This window comes from Bradyrhizobium altum (assembly GCF_020889705.1).
In the GTDB taxonomy this organism is placed as follows: domain Bacteria; phylum Pseudomonadota; class Alphaproteobacteria; order Rhizobiales; family Xanthobacteraceae; genus Bradyrhizobium; species Bradyrhizobium altum.
In genome coordinates, this window is the sequence record NZ_JACMYP010000185.1 from 1 (window position 1) to 18124 (window position 18124).

Below are 18124 nucleotides of genomic sequence, written 5' to 3' on the forward strand. Positions count from 1 at the left end.
GATTGCATGCCGGCGATCGATCGCAGTGCGGCGGCGATCCGGCTGCGGCTCGCCGAGAATGCCTTCGCGTCCGGCGATCAGGTCGACGCCCGGATGGGCGAGCTCGACGCGGCCGTCCGCAAGTCGCTCGGCTGCGCGCCGGCCGATCCTTATCTTTGGGGCGTGCTGTTCTGGCTTCGCAACATCAGGCAGGGTTTGAACGACGCCAATTTCGACCTGCTGCGGATGTCGTACCGGCTCGGACCCAATGAGGGCTGGATCGTCGTCAAGCGCAGCGCCATGGCGCTCGCCATGCTCGATGGCCTGCCGCCCGACCTTTCGGACGCGGTTGTGGCCGAGTTCGCGCGCCTTGTGAAGACCGAATTGTACACCGAGGCGATCGATCTCCTGAAGGGGCCTGGCTGGGTGCACCGGGACAGGCTGCTGGCCGGCCTGGCAGCTGTCCCGCAACGGAACGTCGACGTCCTGACCGGCGCCATGGCCGACATCGGATACGATCTCGATCACCGCTCGCCGGCGGAGCGACGCAATCCGGAGCGCAAATCGATCGACCGCCTCGACGAGCTTGCCCGAATGCCGCCCGCAGCGAGGGCTAGACCATGACGATGGAATTCAGCATCGGACAGCACAACGCGCATTATGAGGGCGTCTATTCGGCGCAGGAGCGCGACTGGCGCCGCGTCTGCGCGGTCGACAAGGCCGATCATATTGCCGGCTTGCTCGGTGCTTCCGCCGCCGGCGTCAGCAACGTGCTCGAGGTCGGCTGCGGCACCGGTGCCGTGCTGGCGCGGCTGTCCGCGATCGGCATTGGCCGCGACTTCACCGGCATCGACGTCATCGATCCCGCAACCAACCTGGAGACCGACGGCGCCGCTTCAGCCCCGTTCCGCTGGTCGAGCTATGACGGTGCAACGATCCCGTTCGCCGACGGATCGTTCGACCTCGTCTATGCCAGCCACGTGCTCGAGCACGTGCCCGAGCCGCGCGCGTTCCTGCACGAACTGGTGCGGGTGGCGCGCAATTTCATCTATCTCGAAGTGCCGTGCGAGCTGCATGCGCGAACCAATCGCCGGGCGCTGCAATCGACGCTCGACATCGGCCACATCAATTTCTACACGCCGGACACGTTCCGCCTAGTGCTGGAGACAGCGGGGCTCGATGTTGCCGGCTTCGGTACCTATGATCACAGCCTGCCGGTGCACGCCTTTCACTCGTCGCGCCTGAAGGGGCTTGCCAAGAGCCTTGTGCGGAAGTCGCTGTTGTCGGTCAGCCCCGAGCTTGCGACCCGGCTTGCGACTTATCATTGCGGGGCGCTCTGCCTGCGCGCCGAGGCGCCGCCGCCCCCGCGGGACCGATAAGCCATGGCGCCGCGCGTGGTCGTCTTCAACAACATGATCACACCCTACACCAACCGGCTCTACAACGAGCTGGTTGACCGTGGGCTGGATATTGCCGTGCTGTCCTGTACCGCGCAGGAGGCCGATCGTTCCTGGGCGGGATCGTTCACGCCGCGCTACACGACGCGCACGGTGCCCGGTGTCTCGATCCCACTGTCGCGGTCGCGTCACACTCATTTCAATATCGGGATCGGGCGCGCCTTGAACGCGCTCGCGCCCGACTTGCTGTTCGTCAACGGCCTTTATCCCTCGATGCTGGCCGGCGCGGCATGGGCGCGCGCCAACGGCAAGGCGCTTGCGCTCACGATCGACGGCTGGCGCGAGACGATGCCCAACACGGCCTATCATCGCCTGGCGCGGCCATGGCTGCTGCGCCAATGCGGCGCGGTCGTGTGCTGCAGCGACAAGGGCAGGGCGTATTTTCGTGGCGAAGGTGTTGGCGACGACGATCTGTTCGTGGTGCCGCTGGTGCCCGCATGGGATCCGCCGGAGACCGTCCCGGGTTTCCACGACCGTCCATTTCACCTGCTGTGGTGCGCCCGCATAAACGACGACGCCAAGAACGCGATCTTCTTCGAGAACGTCGCCATCGCGCTGGGGCGGGTCTTGCCCGGCTTAAGGGTTCGCGTGGTCGGGTCCGGCGCTGCCGAGCAGCGCATGCTGGCGCGGCTCGGTGGCGCCGGCATCGATGTCAGCCACGACAGCTATGTGCCGTGGCAGGCGATATCGAAGGTCTATCTGCAATCGCGGCTGTTGCTGCTGCCCTCGTTGCTGGAACCGTGGGGTCTGGTGTGCAACGAGGCCTTGCAGTGCGGGGTTCCCTGCCTGGTGTCGCCCCATGTCGGGGCGGGCGGCGACTTGGTGCGCGACCACGATAATGGCCATGTTTGCGCGCTCGATGAGCAGGCCTGGGTCGACGCGGTGCGCGGCTTGCTCGAACATCCCGCGCGCTGGGAGGAGATGTCGCAGCACGCCCGGCAGAGTGTGCGACGAGATGCGCTTGCCGACGCCGCGGCGCGCTTCACGGCCGCGGTCGATCATCTCTCGAGGGCGCCGGCCCGGCAGGAAGCCGTTCAATGATCGGCAGATGGTGGTTTCGAACCGAGGTCTTTCTGCACGCCTATCTGGTGATGGTGCTCGGCTGCATCTATTTCCTGTTCAATTTCATCGAGGGCATCTCGTTCGCGGAACGGGCCGGGGAGTCCACGCTGTTCCGCGGCGCGTGGCTGCTGCTTTACATCCTGCTGATGCTGCACATTGCGGTCGATCGGAAACGCTTCGGCCTGCTGATGCTGCAATCGCATCTCTATCTGACGTTCATCGCCTTCGCGCTGGTGTCGCTGGCGCTGAGCGCCGACCCCGCGGGCGCGTCGATCAAGTTCGCGATGTACCTCCTGACCACGCTGTTCTCGGCCTGGGTCGTGATCAGTTGCCCCGTGGATCGGCTCGTCGACACCCTGTTCCGGATCGGAATCGTGGTGCTGATCGTTCACGTCCTGCTGTTTCCGGTGATCGGCTCGCAATGGGACTACGACCCGCTGCATCGGCCGACCGTGCTCGGGACCCAGGCCTATGCCGGCGTGTTCGGCCACAAGAATCTCGCGGGTGCCTTCTTCGGTCTCATGGTGCTGATCTGTTTCGTCCGCATGCTGGCGGGGCCGCGGCGGCAGTTCGGCTGGTCGCTGTTGCTGATGGGGTGTCATCTTTTTGCGCTCGCCGCGGCCGGCGCCGCAGGACCGCTGATCAGCATGTTGACGGCACTCGCCGTGACTTTCGGGGTGCTGCTGCTGGTGCTTGGGCACAGGGGAGCTGCGTCGATCTACTGGCTCGGCCTCGCCGTTGTTGCGCTTGTCATGTTCGCCGTGCCGAGCGACGAGTTGTACGGGCTGGTCGGCCGTAGCGGAAACCTGACCGGCCGCTCGTTCCTCTGGGCGGTCTGGCCGCACTTCTTCTGGCAACACCCCTGGCTGGGCTACGGCTTCTCCGGGTTTTTCAACGAGTTGCCGAACTCGCCCGTGAACGAGCTGACGAGCATGGCGCCATGGAACACCGAGTTCGGCTCGTTTGAAAATTCCTATCTCGATGCCTTCCTCCAGTTCGGCCTGCTCGGCGGCGCGTTCTATATGCTGTTGCTGGCGCGGGCGCTGTGGAACACCATCGTCTTCACGTTCGAGCGGCGCGGGATGTACTGGCTGGCGCCGTTCGCGATGCTGCTGTTCGTCGTGATCGCGTCAGCCAACGATTCGAGTCAGCTGCTGCATAATTATTTCGGCTGCGTGCTGGTGTTCTGGTGCTATTTCGGGCCGGAAGCCAGGCTGCAAATGGCGCCGCGGCGAGCGTTTGCCAGACTGCGTGTGAGTGAGGCGTGAGTGCGTTGACCGAAAGGCTGGATCGAATGGCGGCCCAGACCCGGGTCGCCGGTGCTGCGCGCGGAGCGCTCGGCCGGCTGCGGCGCGCCGGGGGCAATGTCGCGCTCGGCCTGATCGATCAGGCGCTGCTCAGCGGCTCGGCCTTCGTGCTGACGATCGTGCTGGCCAATGTGCTCGATATCAATTCATTCGGCCAATTCAGCATCGCCTGGTCGTTCTCGATCCTGATCGAGGCGGTGTTTCTGCGCGGGTTGTTCGACGACGGGCTGCCGGCGACTGCGCATCGCATCCCGAAATCGTTGTGGCCGCAACTGCGGCTCGGCCTCTATCTGTCATCGCTGCTGGTCTCGGCGGTGTTTGGCCTGCTGCTGGTGGTTGCCGGCCTCGTGATCGGTGCGATCGGCGGCGTCGCGGGCGGGCTCGTGGTCGCAACCGGGCTCGCGATCCCTGCGGTTCGGCTGCAAAGCATGTTCCGCCGCATCTGCTATCTCGATGGGCGGCTGCCGCGCGCAGTGGCGTCGTCGCTGACCTATTGCGCGGCGCTCGTCGTCTCGGCCGGGCTGATGATCGCGCTCAAACTGACCGGCGCCGCCGCTGCGATGGCCTGCATCGCGATCTCCGCGGCGCTCGCCAGCAGCCTGCTGCTCGCTCACACGAGCGACCTGGCCTGGCCGCAGACCAGGATCTTCCGCGGCTCACTGCGGCGGCTGTTTCGGAACGGCCGCTGGTTCGTCGCGACCTCGCTCACCTACTGGATCGGCAGCATCGGGCTGATTCCGGTTTGCGGCTTCCTGATCGGGCTGGACGCGAGCGCGTCGCTGCGGATCCTGCTCCTGGTGTTCGCACCGCTCAGCCAGTTCTGCGCGACGATGTTCTCGGTCCGCCTGCCGGAAATCGCAGCCGAGCTGCGCGCCGGCCGGCGCAGTGCGGTCGCCGCTGCTGCGCGCGAAAATGCCGTACTGCTCGGCTCGATCGCGCTCGCCTATGGCGCGATGGCCGTGCTGCTCGGCCAGCGCATGCTCGCCCTCGTCATCCACGGCCAGAGTTACGAGATCGGCACCGGCGGCATCGCCTTGATGGGGACCGCGATGGCGCTCGACGCGGTGTGGCTCGGCCTCGCGCTGCCGCTGTTTGCGACCGGCAGGCCGCAGCGGTTCATGCTGAGCCGGATCGCCGGACTGGTCGCGCTGTGCTGCGTTCTGCCGCTTGCGGCGGAGGCCTGGCAGGTGATGGGGGCGGTTGCGGCGATGGTGGCTTCCAGCGCGGCGTCGGTGATCGTGGTTGTGCTGACCAATTCGGCGCGGGAGAAGACATGACCGACGACGCACCCGGCCGCGCGCTGCAGCGGCTGCATATCGGCGCCTTCAATTGCGGCATCGAGGGCTGGATCAACACCGACATCACGATGCATCTGTGGATCGCGCGGGTGCCGTTCGCGGCGAAAGCGCTGCATCTCGCCGGCCTGTTGAGCGAAGCCCGCTATGCCGAGCACCGCCAGGGGAAGTTTGCCGGGCTCCGCTACATGGATCTGACCAAGCCGTTGCCGTTCGCGGATGCCAGCCTTGCGGTGGTGTTCAGCGCGCATGTGTTCGAGCATCTGTTTCCCGACGAGGTCGAGCGGCTGGTGCGCGAGATCGCGCGGGTGCTGGCGCCGGGCGGGGTATGCCGCATCGTCGTCCCCGATATGGAACGGATCGTCGCGCTCTACGACCCGGTCGCGCCGCAGGCCTTCCTCAAGGGTGTGTTCGAGATCGAGCGCCGCAAGGAAGCTGCCTTCGCGCATCACTGGGGCTTTACGCGCGCCTCCCTCGCGGCGCTGTTCCGCGACGCGGGCTGTTCCGAGACCCACACCCGGGCTTATCGCGAGGGCATCTGCCCCGACATCGACCGGCTCGACAACCGGCCGGACGAGTCGATCTTCTTCGAGGCGATCAAGTGAGCGGAAGCAGAGAGCCGATATGCCGTTGCGTGAAGAATTGCGCGTGCCGTGCTAGACCGACGCGACCGGTAGCAGGAGACTGACATTGCTGGGCGCAATTCAAGGTCGATTTTCCGGTGCGGCACGCAAGCGGCGCGGCGAGTTTCTCGTCCGCACCGTGAAGCTGCCGCTCGACGCAAAGATCCTCGATCTCGGCGGCGGCACCGGCCGGCATATTCGCGCGATCCTGCCACGCCATACCGACATCACGGTCTGCGACATCTCTGCCGACGATTTGAAGGCCGCGCGCGAACGCCTCGGGTTCAAGACCGTTCTGCTGCAAGAGACCGAGCGGCTGCCGTTCGAGGATCAGGCGTTCGATTTCTGCTTCTGCTCGTCGGTGATCGAACATGTCACCGGGCCGAAGCAGGACGTCGTGACGATCGAGGATGACACGGCATTCCGGACTATCGCGCGCGAGCACCAGAACCGCTTTGCCGGCGAGATCGCGCGGGTCGCGAAGTCGTTTTACGTGCAGACGCCGCACCGGTACTTTCCGATCGAGAGCCACACCTGGCTGCCCGGAATCATCGTCCTGTTGCCGAGGCGACAGCAAATCGCACTGATCGAAAGGTTCAACCGTTTCTGGTTCAAGCGGACCGCGCCCGACTGGCACCTGTTCGACTGGCGCGAGATGACGGAGACATTCCCGGACGCAAAGATCTATCGCGAACGATATCTCGGCATGACCAAGTCGCTGATGGCGATCAAGGCCTGAGGCGGGTATCTGCCCGCCGCATCAATTGTCGCGGCGGGCGAGGATATTGATCAGCGTGCCGACCGCGGGCCGGCGATCGAGCGCCGGCGGGAGCGGCGAGCCGCCAAAGCTGACGCCGAGCATGGTGAGGCCATGCTGCCGCAGCAGGCCCTGCATGACGGCCGGCGTGGTGTCGAACCTGGAAAAGGTGAGGTAGCGGAACAGCGGCCGCGCCGACATCCGCGACGAAGCCGCGTGCGCGAGCTTGTAGCCCTGGCGCAGCAGCGATCCGCGATTGGGGATCGAGACCAGGAGCAGTCCGCCGGGCCTGAGCACGCGATGGATCTGCGCGAGGCACTGCGCCACGTCGGGGACATATTCCAGCACGCTCGCGCAGAGCACGCCGTCGAAGGATCGATCCGCAAACGGCAGGTTTGCGATGGTCGGAATCTGCCGGAACGTGAGCCGGTCGGCCGGCGGGCCGTCGGCGGGGCGACCGCGTGCCGCCGCAATCATCTCCGACGAGGCGTCGACGCCGGTGACATCGCAGCCGCGTGCGGCGAGCAGGCGGGAGAGCGTTCCGGTGCCGCAACCTGCATCCAGCCAGCGCTGGCCATTGAGGTCCGCTTTCCCGAGCAGATCGAACATCGCGGCGGTGCGCGCCTTGAAGGTGCGGCTCTGATGCAACCTTTCCCACTCCGACGAGATCTCGTCGTGAAAGCGGATTTCAGGTCGGTCGCGGGTCTGGGCCATGGTAGCCATGGTGTTCCCTACCAGTGGAAGCCGCTCACTTTGGCGCGCACCTCTCGGGGCAGTCCAATGTCCGACAGTTCCAGCACGACCTGGTCGGGCCGGGTTGCCTTCAGCGCCGCAACGAAGCGCGGATCGGCGGTCGTCAGCACGATGATGTCGGCCCATTCGATCGTCGCCGTCACATCGTCATGCAGCAAGCCGACCAGCTCAGGGTTGCGCATCAAGAATTCCCGGTTGGCGCCGATCAGTTGCGACAGCTGCACGTTGGGGTCGTAGATCCGGATGTCGCGCTGCTCGCCGCGCAAGCTTTTGACCAGCTCGACGAAGGGGCTGTCGCGGACATCGTCGGTGCCGGCTTTGAAGCTGATGCCGAGGAACGCGACGCGGCGGCCGTCATGCGACAGGATCCAGTCGGCGCCGCGCGACATGATCATGTCGTTGCTCGGCAGGATGCTTTCGAGCACCGGCGTCGACAGTCCACGGCTGTGCGCGAGGTGCTTCAGCGCCTTGACGTCCTTGGGCAGGCACGAGCCGCCGAAGGCAAAGCCCGGCCGCAAATAAGCCGGCGAGATGTTCAGCCGCGTGTCCTGCAGGAAGATGTTCATGACGTCGCGGCCGTCGATGCCGAGCGTCTTTGCGATGGTGCCGATCTCGTTGGCAAAGCTGACCTTCAGCGCATGCCAGCTGTTGTCGACATATTTGACCAGTTCGGCGGTCTCGACCGGCGGGGTGATCTTGGCGCCCGGCAGATCCTTGTAGAGCGCCATGACGCGGTCGGCGGTTTCCTGGTTGAAGGCGCCGACCACGGTCTTGGACGGCGCGTTGAAGTCAGCAATCGCGCTGCCTTCGCGCAGGAACTCCGGATTGAAGGCGAGGTCGAAATCGCGTCCGATCTTGTTGCCGGAAGCTTCCTCGATCAGCGGCCCGACGGTGTCGCGGGTGGTGCCGGGCAGCACGGTGGAGCGGATCGTCACGGTATGCGGCGCGTTCTTCGCCCGCAGCCCGCGGCCGATCTCGATGGCGACCTGCCGGATCGCGGTCAGGTCGAGATTGCCGTTGCCGGACGACGGCGTGCCGACGCAGACCATCGATATGTCGCTGTTGACGATCGCCTCGGTGGCGTCGGTGGTTGCGGTCAACTGACCCGTCGCAACCGCGTGCGCCACCTTGTCCGAGATGCCGGGCTCAATGACCGGCGATCGACCCTCGCGGATCAGGTCGACCTTCGCGATGCTCTTGTCGACGCCGATGATCTGGTGGCCAAGCTCGGTGAAGCAGGCCGCGCAGACCGTTCCGACATAGCCGAGGCCGAAAATGCTGACGTTCATGCTTCGACCTTCGACAATCCAGCGACCTGCGCGTGGCCGCGTCGTGTTTCGCGTGAGTGAGGCGGCGGGGCGTTCAACGCGATGCCCGCCCGGCGGCTGCATTGGCGTTGACACCAGACGCCTGCGCGGTCGGCCGCTCCACGGTGGCGGTCGCGCGTGGGGCGCGGCTCTGCCAGGGAAGCTTTCTGGCGAACAACGCCTCATAGGCGGCGAGCAGCTTCGGCTCCTCGTGCGTCCAGGACAATTCGCGCTCGACGCGGCTGCGGCCAAATGCCCCCATCGTCTGCCGCAGCGACGGATCATCGATCAGCGTGACGATCTTGCTGGCAAAATCCTGCGGGTCGTTCTGCGCCGCATAGAGCGAGGCGTCGAGCGCTGAGCGGCGGCCTTCGCGGACCTCGAACTGAACGATCGGCCGTCCGAGCGCCATGTACTCCATGATCTTGTTCATGGTCGAGATGTCGTTCATCGGTGTGACGCGATCCGGATTGACGCAGACGTCTGCGGTCGAGAGCATCGTGAACAGCGCCTCGTCGGCGATAGCGCCGGTGAAATTCACGTAGTCGGAGAGCTGCATCTCTTCGCAGAGTTTGACCACCGCATTCCACTCCGGCCCGGTGCCGGCGATGTTGAACTGGATGTCGGTGCGGCCGAGATCGTGCACGATGTGGCCGATCGACTGCAGCAGGAGATCGATGCCTTCCGACTGGCCGATCACGCCGACATAGCCGACGCTGTAGCGCCGGCCACGGCGCCAGGCCGGATCGGCGGGGCGGGAGCGTACCCGGTCGAGATTGGGGCCGGAGCGCACCACGACAATCCGGTTGGCCGGCATCCGGCCGCGGGCGATCGCGATCTCGCGATAGGATTCGTTAGTCGCGATCGAGATGCTTGCGGTCTTGAAGGTGAGATATTCGACCAGCCGCAGCAGATGCCAGAAAAAATCCCTGCGGCCGAATTTTGCTTCGTAGAGCTCGGGATTGACGTCGTGATGGTCGAACACGAAGCGCTTGCCGCCGAGCTTGAACAGCAGGCCGATCAGGAAGATCAGGTCGGGCGGATTGCAGCCATGAATCACGTCGAAGCCGTGCTTCCACGCCACCTTGATCGCAAGCCACGTCTCCCAGAACAGCGCGACCGGATATTCGATGAGATAGGCGGCGATCCCGCGCGCTTCCACCGGCATCGGATGACGGTAAATGTGAATGCCGTCGAGGCATTCGTAGGATGCGTGATGGCCGCGGCCCTTCGGGCAGATCACCGAAACTTCATAGCCTGCCTTGCGCAGCGACGTTGCCTCGCACCACACCCTGCGATCGAAAGGAACCGGAAGGTTCTCGACGATGATCAGGATCCGCCGCGGTGATGGTTCAGCTCTCGACATCTGCGATGATCTATACCATTGACCTAACAACATCACAATCGACTAACATCGGCATTAACATGCGCGGCTTCCATTTTGCAATCCCGCCGCGGATGTGACGGCGACGAGACACGGACATGGCAGGTAAAGTGAGGGATTGGGCACAAAGGGCGTTGATCGCGCTGGTTTTGAGTGCGCTGGCGCCGCTGGCTCACAAATGGCCGCTGCAGTGGGCCGGTGCGGCGGCAAATGATGTGCTCAATGTGAGCCATGTGAACGTGGTGATCCCGCCGACGCTTTTCGGCATGACGATCAATGCGATCGGGCAGTCACAGCCATGGCCGGCGCTCAAATTTGACGGCGTTCGCCTGTGGGGCGCGATCTACTGGGCGCAAATCAACCCGGCGCCCGGCATCTACAATTGGGCGCGCTTCGACGCGATCCTTGCGGCGGCGGAGCGCGAGCACGTCGAGATCGTCCTCAATCTCGCCTTCACGCCGCGTTGGGCCGCGTCGGTGAAGGATGCGCCGCCGGCATTCACGCCGGGCGCAAGCTCGCCGCCTGCCGATCTCACATCATGGGACGAATGGGTGCGTGCGGCCGTTACGCGCGCCGCCGGCCGCATCAAATACTGGGAAATCTGGAACGAGCCCGAGGATCCCAAATATTACTCGGGCGATATCGCGACCATGGTCCAGATGCAGAAACGGGCCTACGAGATCATCAAGGCCAGCGATCCCGCCCTAACTGTGCTGACGCCGTCGTCCAACGGCACGCCGGACGGCTATCGTTGGCAACAGGCCTTCATGGTGCAAGGCGGCGGACAATATGCCGATGTCTTCGCCTTCCACGGCTATACGAGCGAACCCGAAGCGGTGATCGGAATCATCGCCCGCTTCAAGCAGATCCTCGCCGCGCACGATCTCTCCACAAGGCCGATCTGGGACACCGAGGCCGGCTGGTCGTCCCACGAGGACAACCCGGATGGCTGTCTCGCGCGCGCCTATATCCTGAAATGGATAAGCGGTGTCGACCGGTTCTATTGGTACGAGTTCGCCGGCGGGGGCAGCGACTTCGGCAAATTGTGGGACCGGGCGCGCGGGCTGCTTCCGAGCGGAATTGCCTATCGCACAGTCCAGTCATGGTTGGTCGGCGCCAGCGTCGTGGCGGCAGACAGGACGTCGCCGTCGACCTGGCGCGTCGAACTCCGCATGCCGGATGGCCGCAACGGCTTGATCCTCTGGACCACCAAGGGGCGGTCCGTACATCGGGTCGACCCGCGTTTTAGCCGTTACCAGGGCCTGGACGGCGGCGAAGGAGCTGTCGCCAACGGTGAGGTCGAGATCTCGCCCAAACCGGTCCTGTTGCTGGAATGATAACGATGTTAAACCCTCGGCGATGAGATAACGATCACACTTCGTTGCGGCTGGCGGGCGCGATACAACGGGCACTGTTAACTTGAGGCGATTGAACCGACCGTGAAGCAGATCGCGCAAAACTATAAGAGCGGCGAGCTCAAGCTGATCGACGTGCCGGCGCCGCGCTGCCGCCCCGGCGGGGTTTTAGTGCGCACGGCGTTCTCGGCGGTTTCGACCGGCACCGAGATGATGAAATTCACCGAAGGTCGCCTGTCGCTGCTCGGCAAGGCGCGTGCGCGCCCCGACCAGGTTGCCAAGGTGGTGCGCTCGGCTCGCCAGCAGGGATTGCTTGCGACCTATCAGAAGGTAATGAACCGGCTCGATTCCTACACGCCGCTCGGTTATTCGCTGTCGGGCACCGTCGTGGAGGTGGGCGAGGGTGTCGGCGGCTTCTCGCTCGGACAGCGGGTCTGCTGCGGCGGCAATCAATATGCAACCCATGCTGAATATAATTGGGTGCCGGTGAACCTCTGCGTGCCGCTGCCGGACGGTGCAGCGCTCGACCAGGCCGCGTTCACGACCATCGCCTCCATCGCGCTGCAGGCGATGCGCCAGTCGGAAATCGGTTTCGGTGAGACCGCCTGCGTGATCGGCCTCGGCCTGATCGGGCAGATCATGGTGCGCCTGCTGCGCAGCGCCGGTGTCGTGGTCGTCGGGCTCGACAGGCTGGAGCCGCGCTGTCGTCAGGCGGAGGCGGCGGGCGCCGCGCTCTGCGCGGTCGCATCTGACGATGCTGCGGCCGGGTTTCGCGCCCGGATCGATCAGCTGACCGCAGGCAACGGTGTCGATTGCGTGTTCATCACGGCGGGCAGCGACGATCCCGATCTCGCGTCGCGTTCGGCCGCGTTGCTGCGCGACCGCGGCCGCATCGTCGACATCGGCAAATGCACGCTGAACCTGCCGTGGAACGAATTCTACGACAAGGAGCTCGACGTTCGATTCTCGCGCTCCTACGGCCCGGGCCGCTACGATCCGCTCTACGAGGAGGGCGGCATCGACTATCCGATCGGCCATGTGCGCTGGACCGAGAGGCGCAACATGGAGGCCATCGTCGCGCTGCTCGCCGACGGGCGGCTCGATTTTTCGTCGCTGATTTCCGAAGTGGTGCCGCTTGAGCAGGCGACGTCGGCATTCGAGCGCATGAGCCGGGGCGAGGTTGGTCTCGGCATGGTGTTCGCCTATCCGGACGCCGCTCCCCGCGCGATGCAGATGGTCTATCGTCCGGCCGTTGCGCTGCGCAGCGGCCGGGTCCGGCTCGGCGTCATCGGCGCGGGCAATTATGCCTCCAGCATGTTGTTGCCGCAGCTTGCAAATCACGCGCGCGTCGATCTCGTCGAGGTCGCCACCAATACGGGCCTGAGCGGCGCCACCGCGGTGCGCAAGTTCGGCTTCGCGCGTGCCTCGACGGATGCGGCCTCGGTGCTCGAGGCCGACGACATCGATGCCGTGCTGATCGCGACGCGCCACGCCTCCCACGCCGACCTCGCGACCCAGGCGCTGCGCGCTGGCAAGGCGGTGTTTGTCGAAAAGCCGCTCGCGATCGATGCCGGCGCGCTCGATCAATTGGAGCAGGTGATCCGCGAGACCGGCAACAACAGGCTGATGGTCGGCTTCAACCGCCGCTTCTCGCCGCTGCTGCAGGGCATGCGCGCGGCGTTCGCGCCAGCAGGATCGCAGGCGCTGCAATATCGCGTCATCGCCGGCCCGCTGGAGAAATCATCCTGGTATCTGCAGGCCGAGAGCGAAGGCAGCCGCTTCGTCGGCGAGGGCGGCCATTTCATCGATGTGTTGTCCTGGTGGCTCGGCGCTGAGCCGGTGCGCGTCTCGGCGCGGACCGCGGGCAAGGATGTCGACAATCTCATCGCCACGTTCGACTTTGCCGACGGTTCGGTTGCGAGCCTCAGCTATCTCACCGGCGGCGATCCGCGTGTGCCGAAGGAGGCGCTCGAAATATCGGCAAGCACCGGCTTTGCCGCCTTCGACAATTTCGCGGGCTTTCAGGTCTGGCACGCCGGGCAGCGGACGGCGAAGAAGGCGCGGCTCGACAAGGGGCAGCGGCCGATGCTGGATGCCTTCATCGCCGCGGTCGCATCGGGGGCCGCGATGCCGATCGAACTCGAATCGCTGCTTGCGACCACCCGCGCAACGCTCGCGGTGCAGGAGAGCGCAGCCGCCGGAATGCCGGTCGATCTGACGATCGGCGCAGCAGAGCAGGGCGTCGCACGCGCCTTGACCGGCGTGAGATGAATCCGGCCTGGTATCTGCGCAGGCTGCAGCGCATGGAGCCGTCCGAGCTTGCAGGCCGGGTGAACGACCAGCTGCTGCGCCTGCTCTGGCGCATCACTCCCCCCGATATCGCACGACACGCCAGCGCCAGGCTTGCCCCGGGCCCGCGACAGCCGCGGCTGAAGCCGCTGCCTCTGCCGGCGCACGCTCCGCAGCAGGCCGCGGAGCGACTCATCCAGAGCGCCGACGGGATTCTGGCCGGACATTGGCGGGTCTTCGCCAGAGATCATGGCGCCCTGGGCGAACGGCCGGACTGGTTCGTCGATGCTCGCAGCGGCAAGCGGGCGGCTGCTGACATGTACGCGTTTGTGGTTCCCTATCGCGACGAAGCCGCGGTCGGGAACATCAAATACATCTGGGAGCCGTCGCGTCACCACCATCTCACGGTGCTCGCGTCGGCGTATTACCTGACCTCGGACGAACGCTACGCCAGGCGCGTGGCCGCGCATCTCACAAGCTGGTGGGGCGAAAATCCGTTTCCTCGCGGCCCGCACTGGATCAGCGGAATCGAGCTCGGCGTGCGGCTGATCTCGTGGGCCTGGGCGCGCCAGCTGCTGCAGAACTGGCCCGGCGCGCCTGCATTGTTCGAGGACAACGAGCAGTTCCTGACGCAGCTTTACGCGCATCAATACTGGTTGTCGCAGTTCCCGAGCCGAGGCTCCTCCGCCAACAACCACATCATCGCGGAGGCTGCCGGGCAGTTCGTGGCGGCCTGCGTGTTTCCGTTCTTTCGCGACAGCGCGCTGTGGCGCCAGAATGCCGCCAGGATGCTGGCAGACGAAGCTGTTGCGCAAACCTTCGCCTGCGGCAGCAATCGCGAGCTCGCGACCGATTATCACGGCTTTGTCCTGGAGCTGCTGCTGGCCGCGGCGGTGCAGGGCGAAGCGTCCGGGCACCAGCTGGGCGAAATGGTCTGGACCACGATGTGCCGCATGAGCGACGTCATCGCCGCGATGCTCGACGATCGCGCGCATCCTCCGCGTCAGGGTGATGGCGACGAGGGCATTGGCCTGCTGCTCGACGATCCGGCCTGCAGTCGCTGGCTCGGTTTGCTCGGCACCGGCGCGCGCCTGTTCGGCGATCTGCCGTGGTGGCCCAAGCTGCCGGAGCCCGACCTGCGCACGTTTTTTCTGACCGACGGCATCAAGGCGCGTGCGATCGCTGCGCGGCCCGCGCGCCGCCCGCATTTGCTTGATGAGGCGGGACAGACCTTTCTGGTCGATCCCGACCGCGCGGTGTGGTGCCGCTGCGATCACGGCCCGCATGGCTTCGGCCGCATTGCGGGGCATGCCCATGCGGATGCGCTGTCGCTCGAATGCCGGATCGGCGGGGTCGATATCCTCGCCGACCCCGGCACCTATTGCTATCACGGCGATCCGCGATGGCGTGCCTATTTCCGTTCGACGCTGGCGCACAACACGCTCTGCCTGTTCGGGCGCGACCAGTCGGTGTCGGGCGGGCCGTTTCTCTGGACGCGGCATGCGCAGAGCCGGCTGATCGCATCGAGCGGCCTGGACGATCGTGATGCGGACGCAAGCTGGGTCGCGGAGCATTCGGGATATCAGGACACAGCAGATCGTCTCGTGCATCGCCGTTCGGTGCAACTGCAGCGTCTGGCGGCGCGGCTCGTCGTCACGGATATTGTGCTTGCCGATGAAGGGCTTACGGTGCCGGCGAGCCTCAGCTGGCATCTCGGTCCCGACGTCGAATGCAAGCTCGAAGGGCGTAACGCGCACCTCGCATGGCCGGGTGGACGCGGCGAGCTCGAGCTGCCGGCGGCGCTCAGCTGGACAGTGTATCGCGGTGACGAAACCGTGCCGGCCGGCTGGTATTCGCCGTCGTTCGATCTCAAGGTGCCGGCGACGACGCTGATCGGCTCCGGAACGCTGGCCGCCGGCCAAAGCCTGGTGACGGAGCTGCGCTGGTTTCCCGAGCCGGCGCGCCGATCATGAAGATCCTGGTCGCGCACAACAGGTATCAGGGACGCGGCGGCGAAGACGTCGTGTTCGAAGCGGAAGTCGACCTGTTGCGCGACGCTGGACATAGCGTTGAGACGCTCACGGTCAGCAACGAAGCGATCAATTCGCTTGCCGCGCGGATCGCGACGACGCTGTCGATCGCCGATAATGCGGAGGGAAAGCGGGCCATGGCGGAGGCGATCGGCAGCTTTCGCCCCGACATCGTCCACGTCCACAATTATTTCCCGCTGCTCTCGCCCGCCGTGTTCGATGTCTGCCGGCAACAGCGCGTGCCTGCGGTGGTGACGCTGCACAATTATCGCAGCATCTGCACCGGCGGCATGCTGCTGCGCGACGGCCGCATCTGCCACAAATGCCTGGACCGCGGCCATCTCTGGGGCGTCGTGCACCGCTGCTACCGCGGATCGCTGCCGGGCTCGCTGGCCTCGGCCTACATGATCGCGCGGCACCAGCGGCGTGGCACCTGGACGCGTCCCGGTCTGCGCCTGATCGCGCTGACGCAGTTTGCCCGAACGTTGTTCACGCAGGCAGGCTTCGATGCCGGCCGGATCGACGTGAAGCCGAACTTCATGGCCGATCCGGGTGCCCCCGATCCAGCCATACCGCGCACCGGGCTGCTCTATGTCGGACGGCTGAGCCGCGAGAAGGGCGTCGGCGTGTTGCTCGACGCTCTTGCGGGGACCGGCATGCCTTTGCGGATCGTCGGTGAAGGACCGGAGCGCGCTGCGCTTGAGGCTCGGGCGCCCGCCGATGTCAGGTTCCTTGGCGCGCTCTCGCGCGCAGACGTGCTTCGGGAAATGGCGAGTGCCCGGGCGTTGGTCGTGCCGTCGCTATGGTACGAGGGATTTCCGATGGTCGTGGTCGAGGCTTTCGCACAGGGTACGCCGGTGATCGCATCCGAGATCGGCGGACTTGCCGAGGTGGTGAGCGTCGGCAAGACCGGCGCATTGGTGCCGCCGGGCGATGCGGCCGTGCTCAGACAGCGGATTGCCGAGCTTCTGGGCGCCCCCGATCTCGCGACGGCATGGGGGCAGGCTGCACGGACCGCCTATCTCGAGCGCTACGCGCCGGATGAAAATCTCCGGCTACTCGAGGCGATCTACGCGCGCGCCGCCGCTGGATGATTGCCACAGACGGATGCCTTGCCCGTGATCGGTCGCCGTCTTGCCGGTTGCCGCGCTCTTGTCCCTAACGGGTTCCGACGAATCTAATGTTAATTTGTTATATTGGGCGCTTGATCTGGGTCCGCTTCGGCTTTAGCCGGGCGGCCGAATTGCTCGATTCTGTGATCGATTCTCCCGTTTTCGCCCGCTTGACGCTCATAGCTGCAACCGGAGCCCGGCACAACGTCGCTCGCTTGCCGGCCGGTTGTGAAGTTTGACGCTTTTCTGAAAAAGCTCTCACGCGGCGCAGAAATATTTTTTCAGATCGGAAAATCGCGTCGAAGCGCGCGCAAAGGCTGCGAAATTCCGCGCCCTGGCGCCATCTTGGGACCGGATGAAACCCCGTATAATCACTACCCTTTTTTGCATCGCGGCTAACATTTGTGATCTGCCTGCGCTGAATGTTAGTCCGCGTCCGAAACAACGCTAAGTCTCACATAAGTCTCATGGAACCAGACGTTAACGGCGCTTTGCTGATTGACACTCCGGTATTGCGGACTTAACAATGGACTTAACAAGTTCGTAACGTGTGTCCACATTTGAGCTGCGTCGCAACAAACCAGTTGTGATTCAACAGCTTACGTCTGGGCGAGCGGCTTGACTCCTCGTATCCCAAGCAGGGGCTACAACGATGGCGACTTACAATCTCGACCAGACTGACCTGAAACACGCGATCCACGGCACAATCGATCATGCAACCCAGCAACAGATTCTTGACTATCTGATCAACGCTGGGATCGGATACACCAGCCCGGACGACGGCACGGCGATCCCGGTGCAGGTGGGCGCTGGTATCACCAACCCCGATCCGGACGCCAATGTTCTCATCGAAACCAACCCGAATAACACTGTTACCACCGACGCCAACCTGAAGGCGATCATCGAAGACACCAACAAGGACGTCACGCTGACGGTGAACGGCAGCACTCCGGTGCTGGTCGCGACCGGCAACGGCAACGATCAGATCTTCCTCAACAACACCGGCGACACCACGGTTTTTGCCGGCAACGGCAACGACACCGTGTTCGGTGGTGCCGGTCACGACTCGATCGACGGCGGCAACGGCAACGACGTCCTGATCGACAACGTGTCCGGTCACAGCACGCTCGATGGCGGCAGGGGCAACGATCTGTTGTTCGGCACCGGTGCCGACACCTTGAACGGTGGCTCCGGCAACGACACGCTCTACGGCGGCAGCTCATCCGAGCTGAATGGTGGTACCGGCAACGACGTCCTGGTATCCGGCAGCACCGCTGGCAATTCCAGCACGCTGGATGGCGGCAAGGGCAACGATGCGCTGTACGGCGGTGCCGGCAATGATCGCCTGTTCGGCGGCGACGGTAACGACACGCTGACCGGCGGTTCGGGTAACCAGGTTCTCGACGGCGGCAAG

The 18124-nt window shown here is 64.9% G+C and carries 15 protein-coding genes; 12 read left to right on the plus strand and 3 right to left on the minus strand.

Going from position 1 to position 18124, the window contains the following annotated elements:
• From H8B02_RS33125 to H8B02_RS33155, 7 genes are all read left to right on the plus strand, one after another.
• Positions 1-603: hypothetical protein (locus H8B02_RS33125; RefSeq protein WP_229170083.1), on the plus strand; the 603-nt coding region annotated here is incomplete at its 5' end.
• Positions 600-1358 carry a class I SAM-dependent methyltransferase gene (locus H8B02_RS33130; RefSeq protein WP_229170084.1) on the plus strand — a complete coding sequence of 253 codons (759 nt, stop codon included), beginning with the start codon at positions 600-602 and terminating at the stop codon, positions 1356-1358. The genes H8B02_RS33125 and H8B02_RS33130, both read left to right, overlap by 4 nt.
• Positions 1359-1361: 3 nt before the next feature.
• Positions 1362-2477 carry a glycosyltransferase family 4 protein gene (locus H8B02_RS33135; protein WP_229170085.1) on the plus strand — a complete coding sequence of 372 codons (1116 nt, stop codon included), beginning with the start codon at positions 1362-1364 and terminating at the stop codon, positions 2475-2477.
• Positions 2474-3766 carry an O-antigen ligase family protein gene (locus H8B02_RS33140; protein WP_229170086.1) on the plus strand — a complete coding sequence of 431 codons (1293 nt, stop codon included), beginning with the start codon at positions 2474-2476 and terminating at the stop codon, positions 3764-3766. Before H8B02_RS33135 ends, H8B02_RS33140 begins: the two co-directional genes overlap by 4 nt.
• A 26-nt stretch (positions 3767-3792) precedes the next feature.
• Complete coding sequence (locus H8B02_RS33145; RefSeq protein ID WP_229170087.1) at positions 3793-5082, plus strand: MATE family efflux transporter; 1290 nt, start codon at positions 3793-3795, stop codon at positions 5080-5082.
• Positions 5079-5705 (plus strand): class I SAM-dependent methyltransferase, encoded by a 627-nt coding sequence (locus H8B02_RS33150; protein ID WP_229170088.1) that lies wholly within the window; start codon positions 5079-5081, stop codon positions 5703-5705. The genes H8B02_RS33145 and H8B02_RS33150 overlap by 4 nt, the downstream gene beginning before the upstream one ends.
• Positions 5706-5790: 85 nt before the next feature.
• Entirely contained in the window at positions 5791-6462 is a 672-nt protein-coding gene (locus H8B02_RS33155; protein WP_229170089.1) for a class I SAM-dependent methyltransferase, read from the plus strand.
• Between the two features lie 21 nt (positions 6463-6483).
• Here H8B02_RS33155 and H8B02_RS33160 read toward each other — a convergent pair whose 3' ends face one another.
• From H8B02_RS33160 to H8B02_RS33170, 3 genes are all read right to left on the minus strand, one after another.
• Positions 6484-7203, minus strand: a complete 720-nt coding sequence (locus H8B02_RS33160; RefSeq protein WP_229170090.1) for a class I SAM-dependent methyltransferase — start codon at positions 7201-7203, stop codon at positions 6484-6486.
• Positions 7204-7211: 8 nt separating this feature from the next.
• The gene (locus tag H8B02_RS33165) at positions 7212-8522 is read right to left on the minus strand and encodes a nucleotide sugar dehydrogenase (RefSeq protein WP_229170091.1); all 1311 of its coding nucleotides are present in this window, start codon (positions 8520-8522) and stop codon (positions 7212-7214) included.
• A gap of 73 nt (positions 8523-8595) precedes the next feature.
• On the minus strand, positions 8596-9906 hold the full coding sequence (locus H8B02_RS33170; RefSeq protein WP_229170092.1) for a glycosyltransferase family 4 protein: 1311 nt from the start codon (positions 9904-9906) through the stop codon (positions 8596-8598).
• Positions 9907-10022: 116 nt separating this feature from the next.
• Here H8B02_RS33170 and H8B02_RS33175 point away from each other — a divergent pair, with 116 nt between their 5' ends.
• The 5 genes from H8B02_RS33175 to H8B02_RS33195 all read left to right on the plus strand — a co-directional run.
• The gene (locus H8B02_RS33175) at positions 10023-11261 is read left to right on the plus strand and encodes a glycosyl hydrolase (protein WP_229170093.1); all 1239 of its coding nucleotides are present in this window, start codon (positions 10023-10025) and stop codon (positions 11259-11261) included.
• A gap of 102 nt (positions 11262-11363) precedes the next feature.
• Positions 11364-13550: a bi-domain-containing oxidoreductase gene (locus H8B02_RS33180; protein ID WP_229170094.1), complete on the plus strand. Its 2187-nt coding sequence runs from the start codon at positions 11364-11366 to the stop codon at positions 13548-13550.
• Complete coding sequence (locus tag H8B02_RS33185) at positions 13547-15541, plus strand: heparinase II/III family protein (RefSeq protein WP_229170095.1); 1995 nt, start codon at positions 13547-13549, stop codon at positions 15539-15541. The genes H8B02_RS33180 and H8B02_RS33185 overlap by 4 nt, the downstream gene beginning before the upstream one ends.
• Positions 15538-16692 carry a glycosyltransferase gene (locus H8B02_RS33190; RefSeq protein WP_229170096.1) on the plus strand — a complete coding sequence of 385 codons (1155 nt, stop codon included), beginning with the start codon at positions 15538-15540 and terminating at the stop codon, positions 16690-16692. The genes H8B02_RS33185 and H8B02_RS33190 overlap by 4 nt, the downstream gene beginning before the upstream one ends.
• A 670-nt stretch (positions 16693-17362) precedes the next feature.
• Positions 17363-18124 (plus strand): calcium-binding protein (locus H8B02_RS33195; RefSeq protein ID WP_283842279.1); only part of this gene is annotated, 762 nt, incomplete at its 3' end.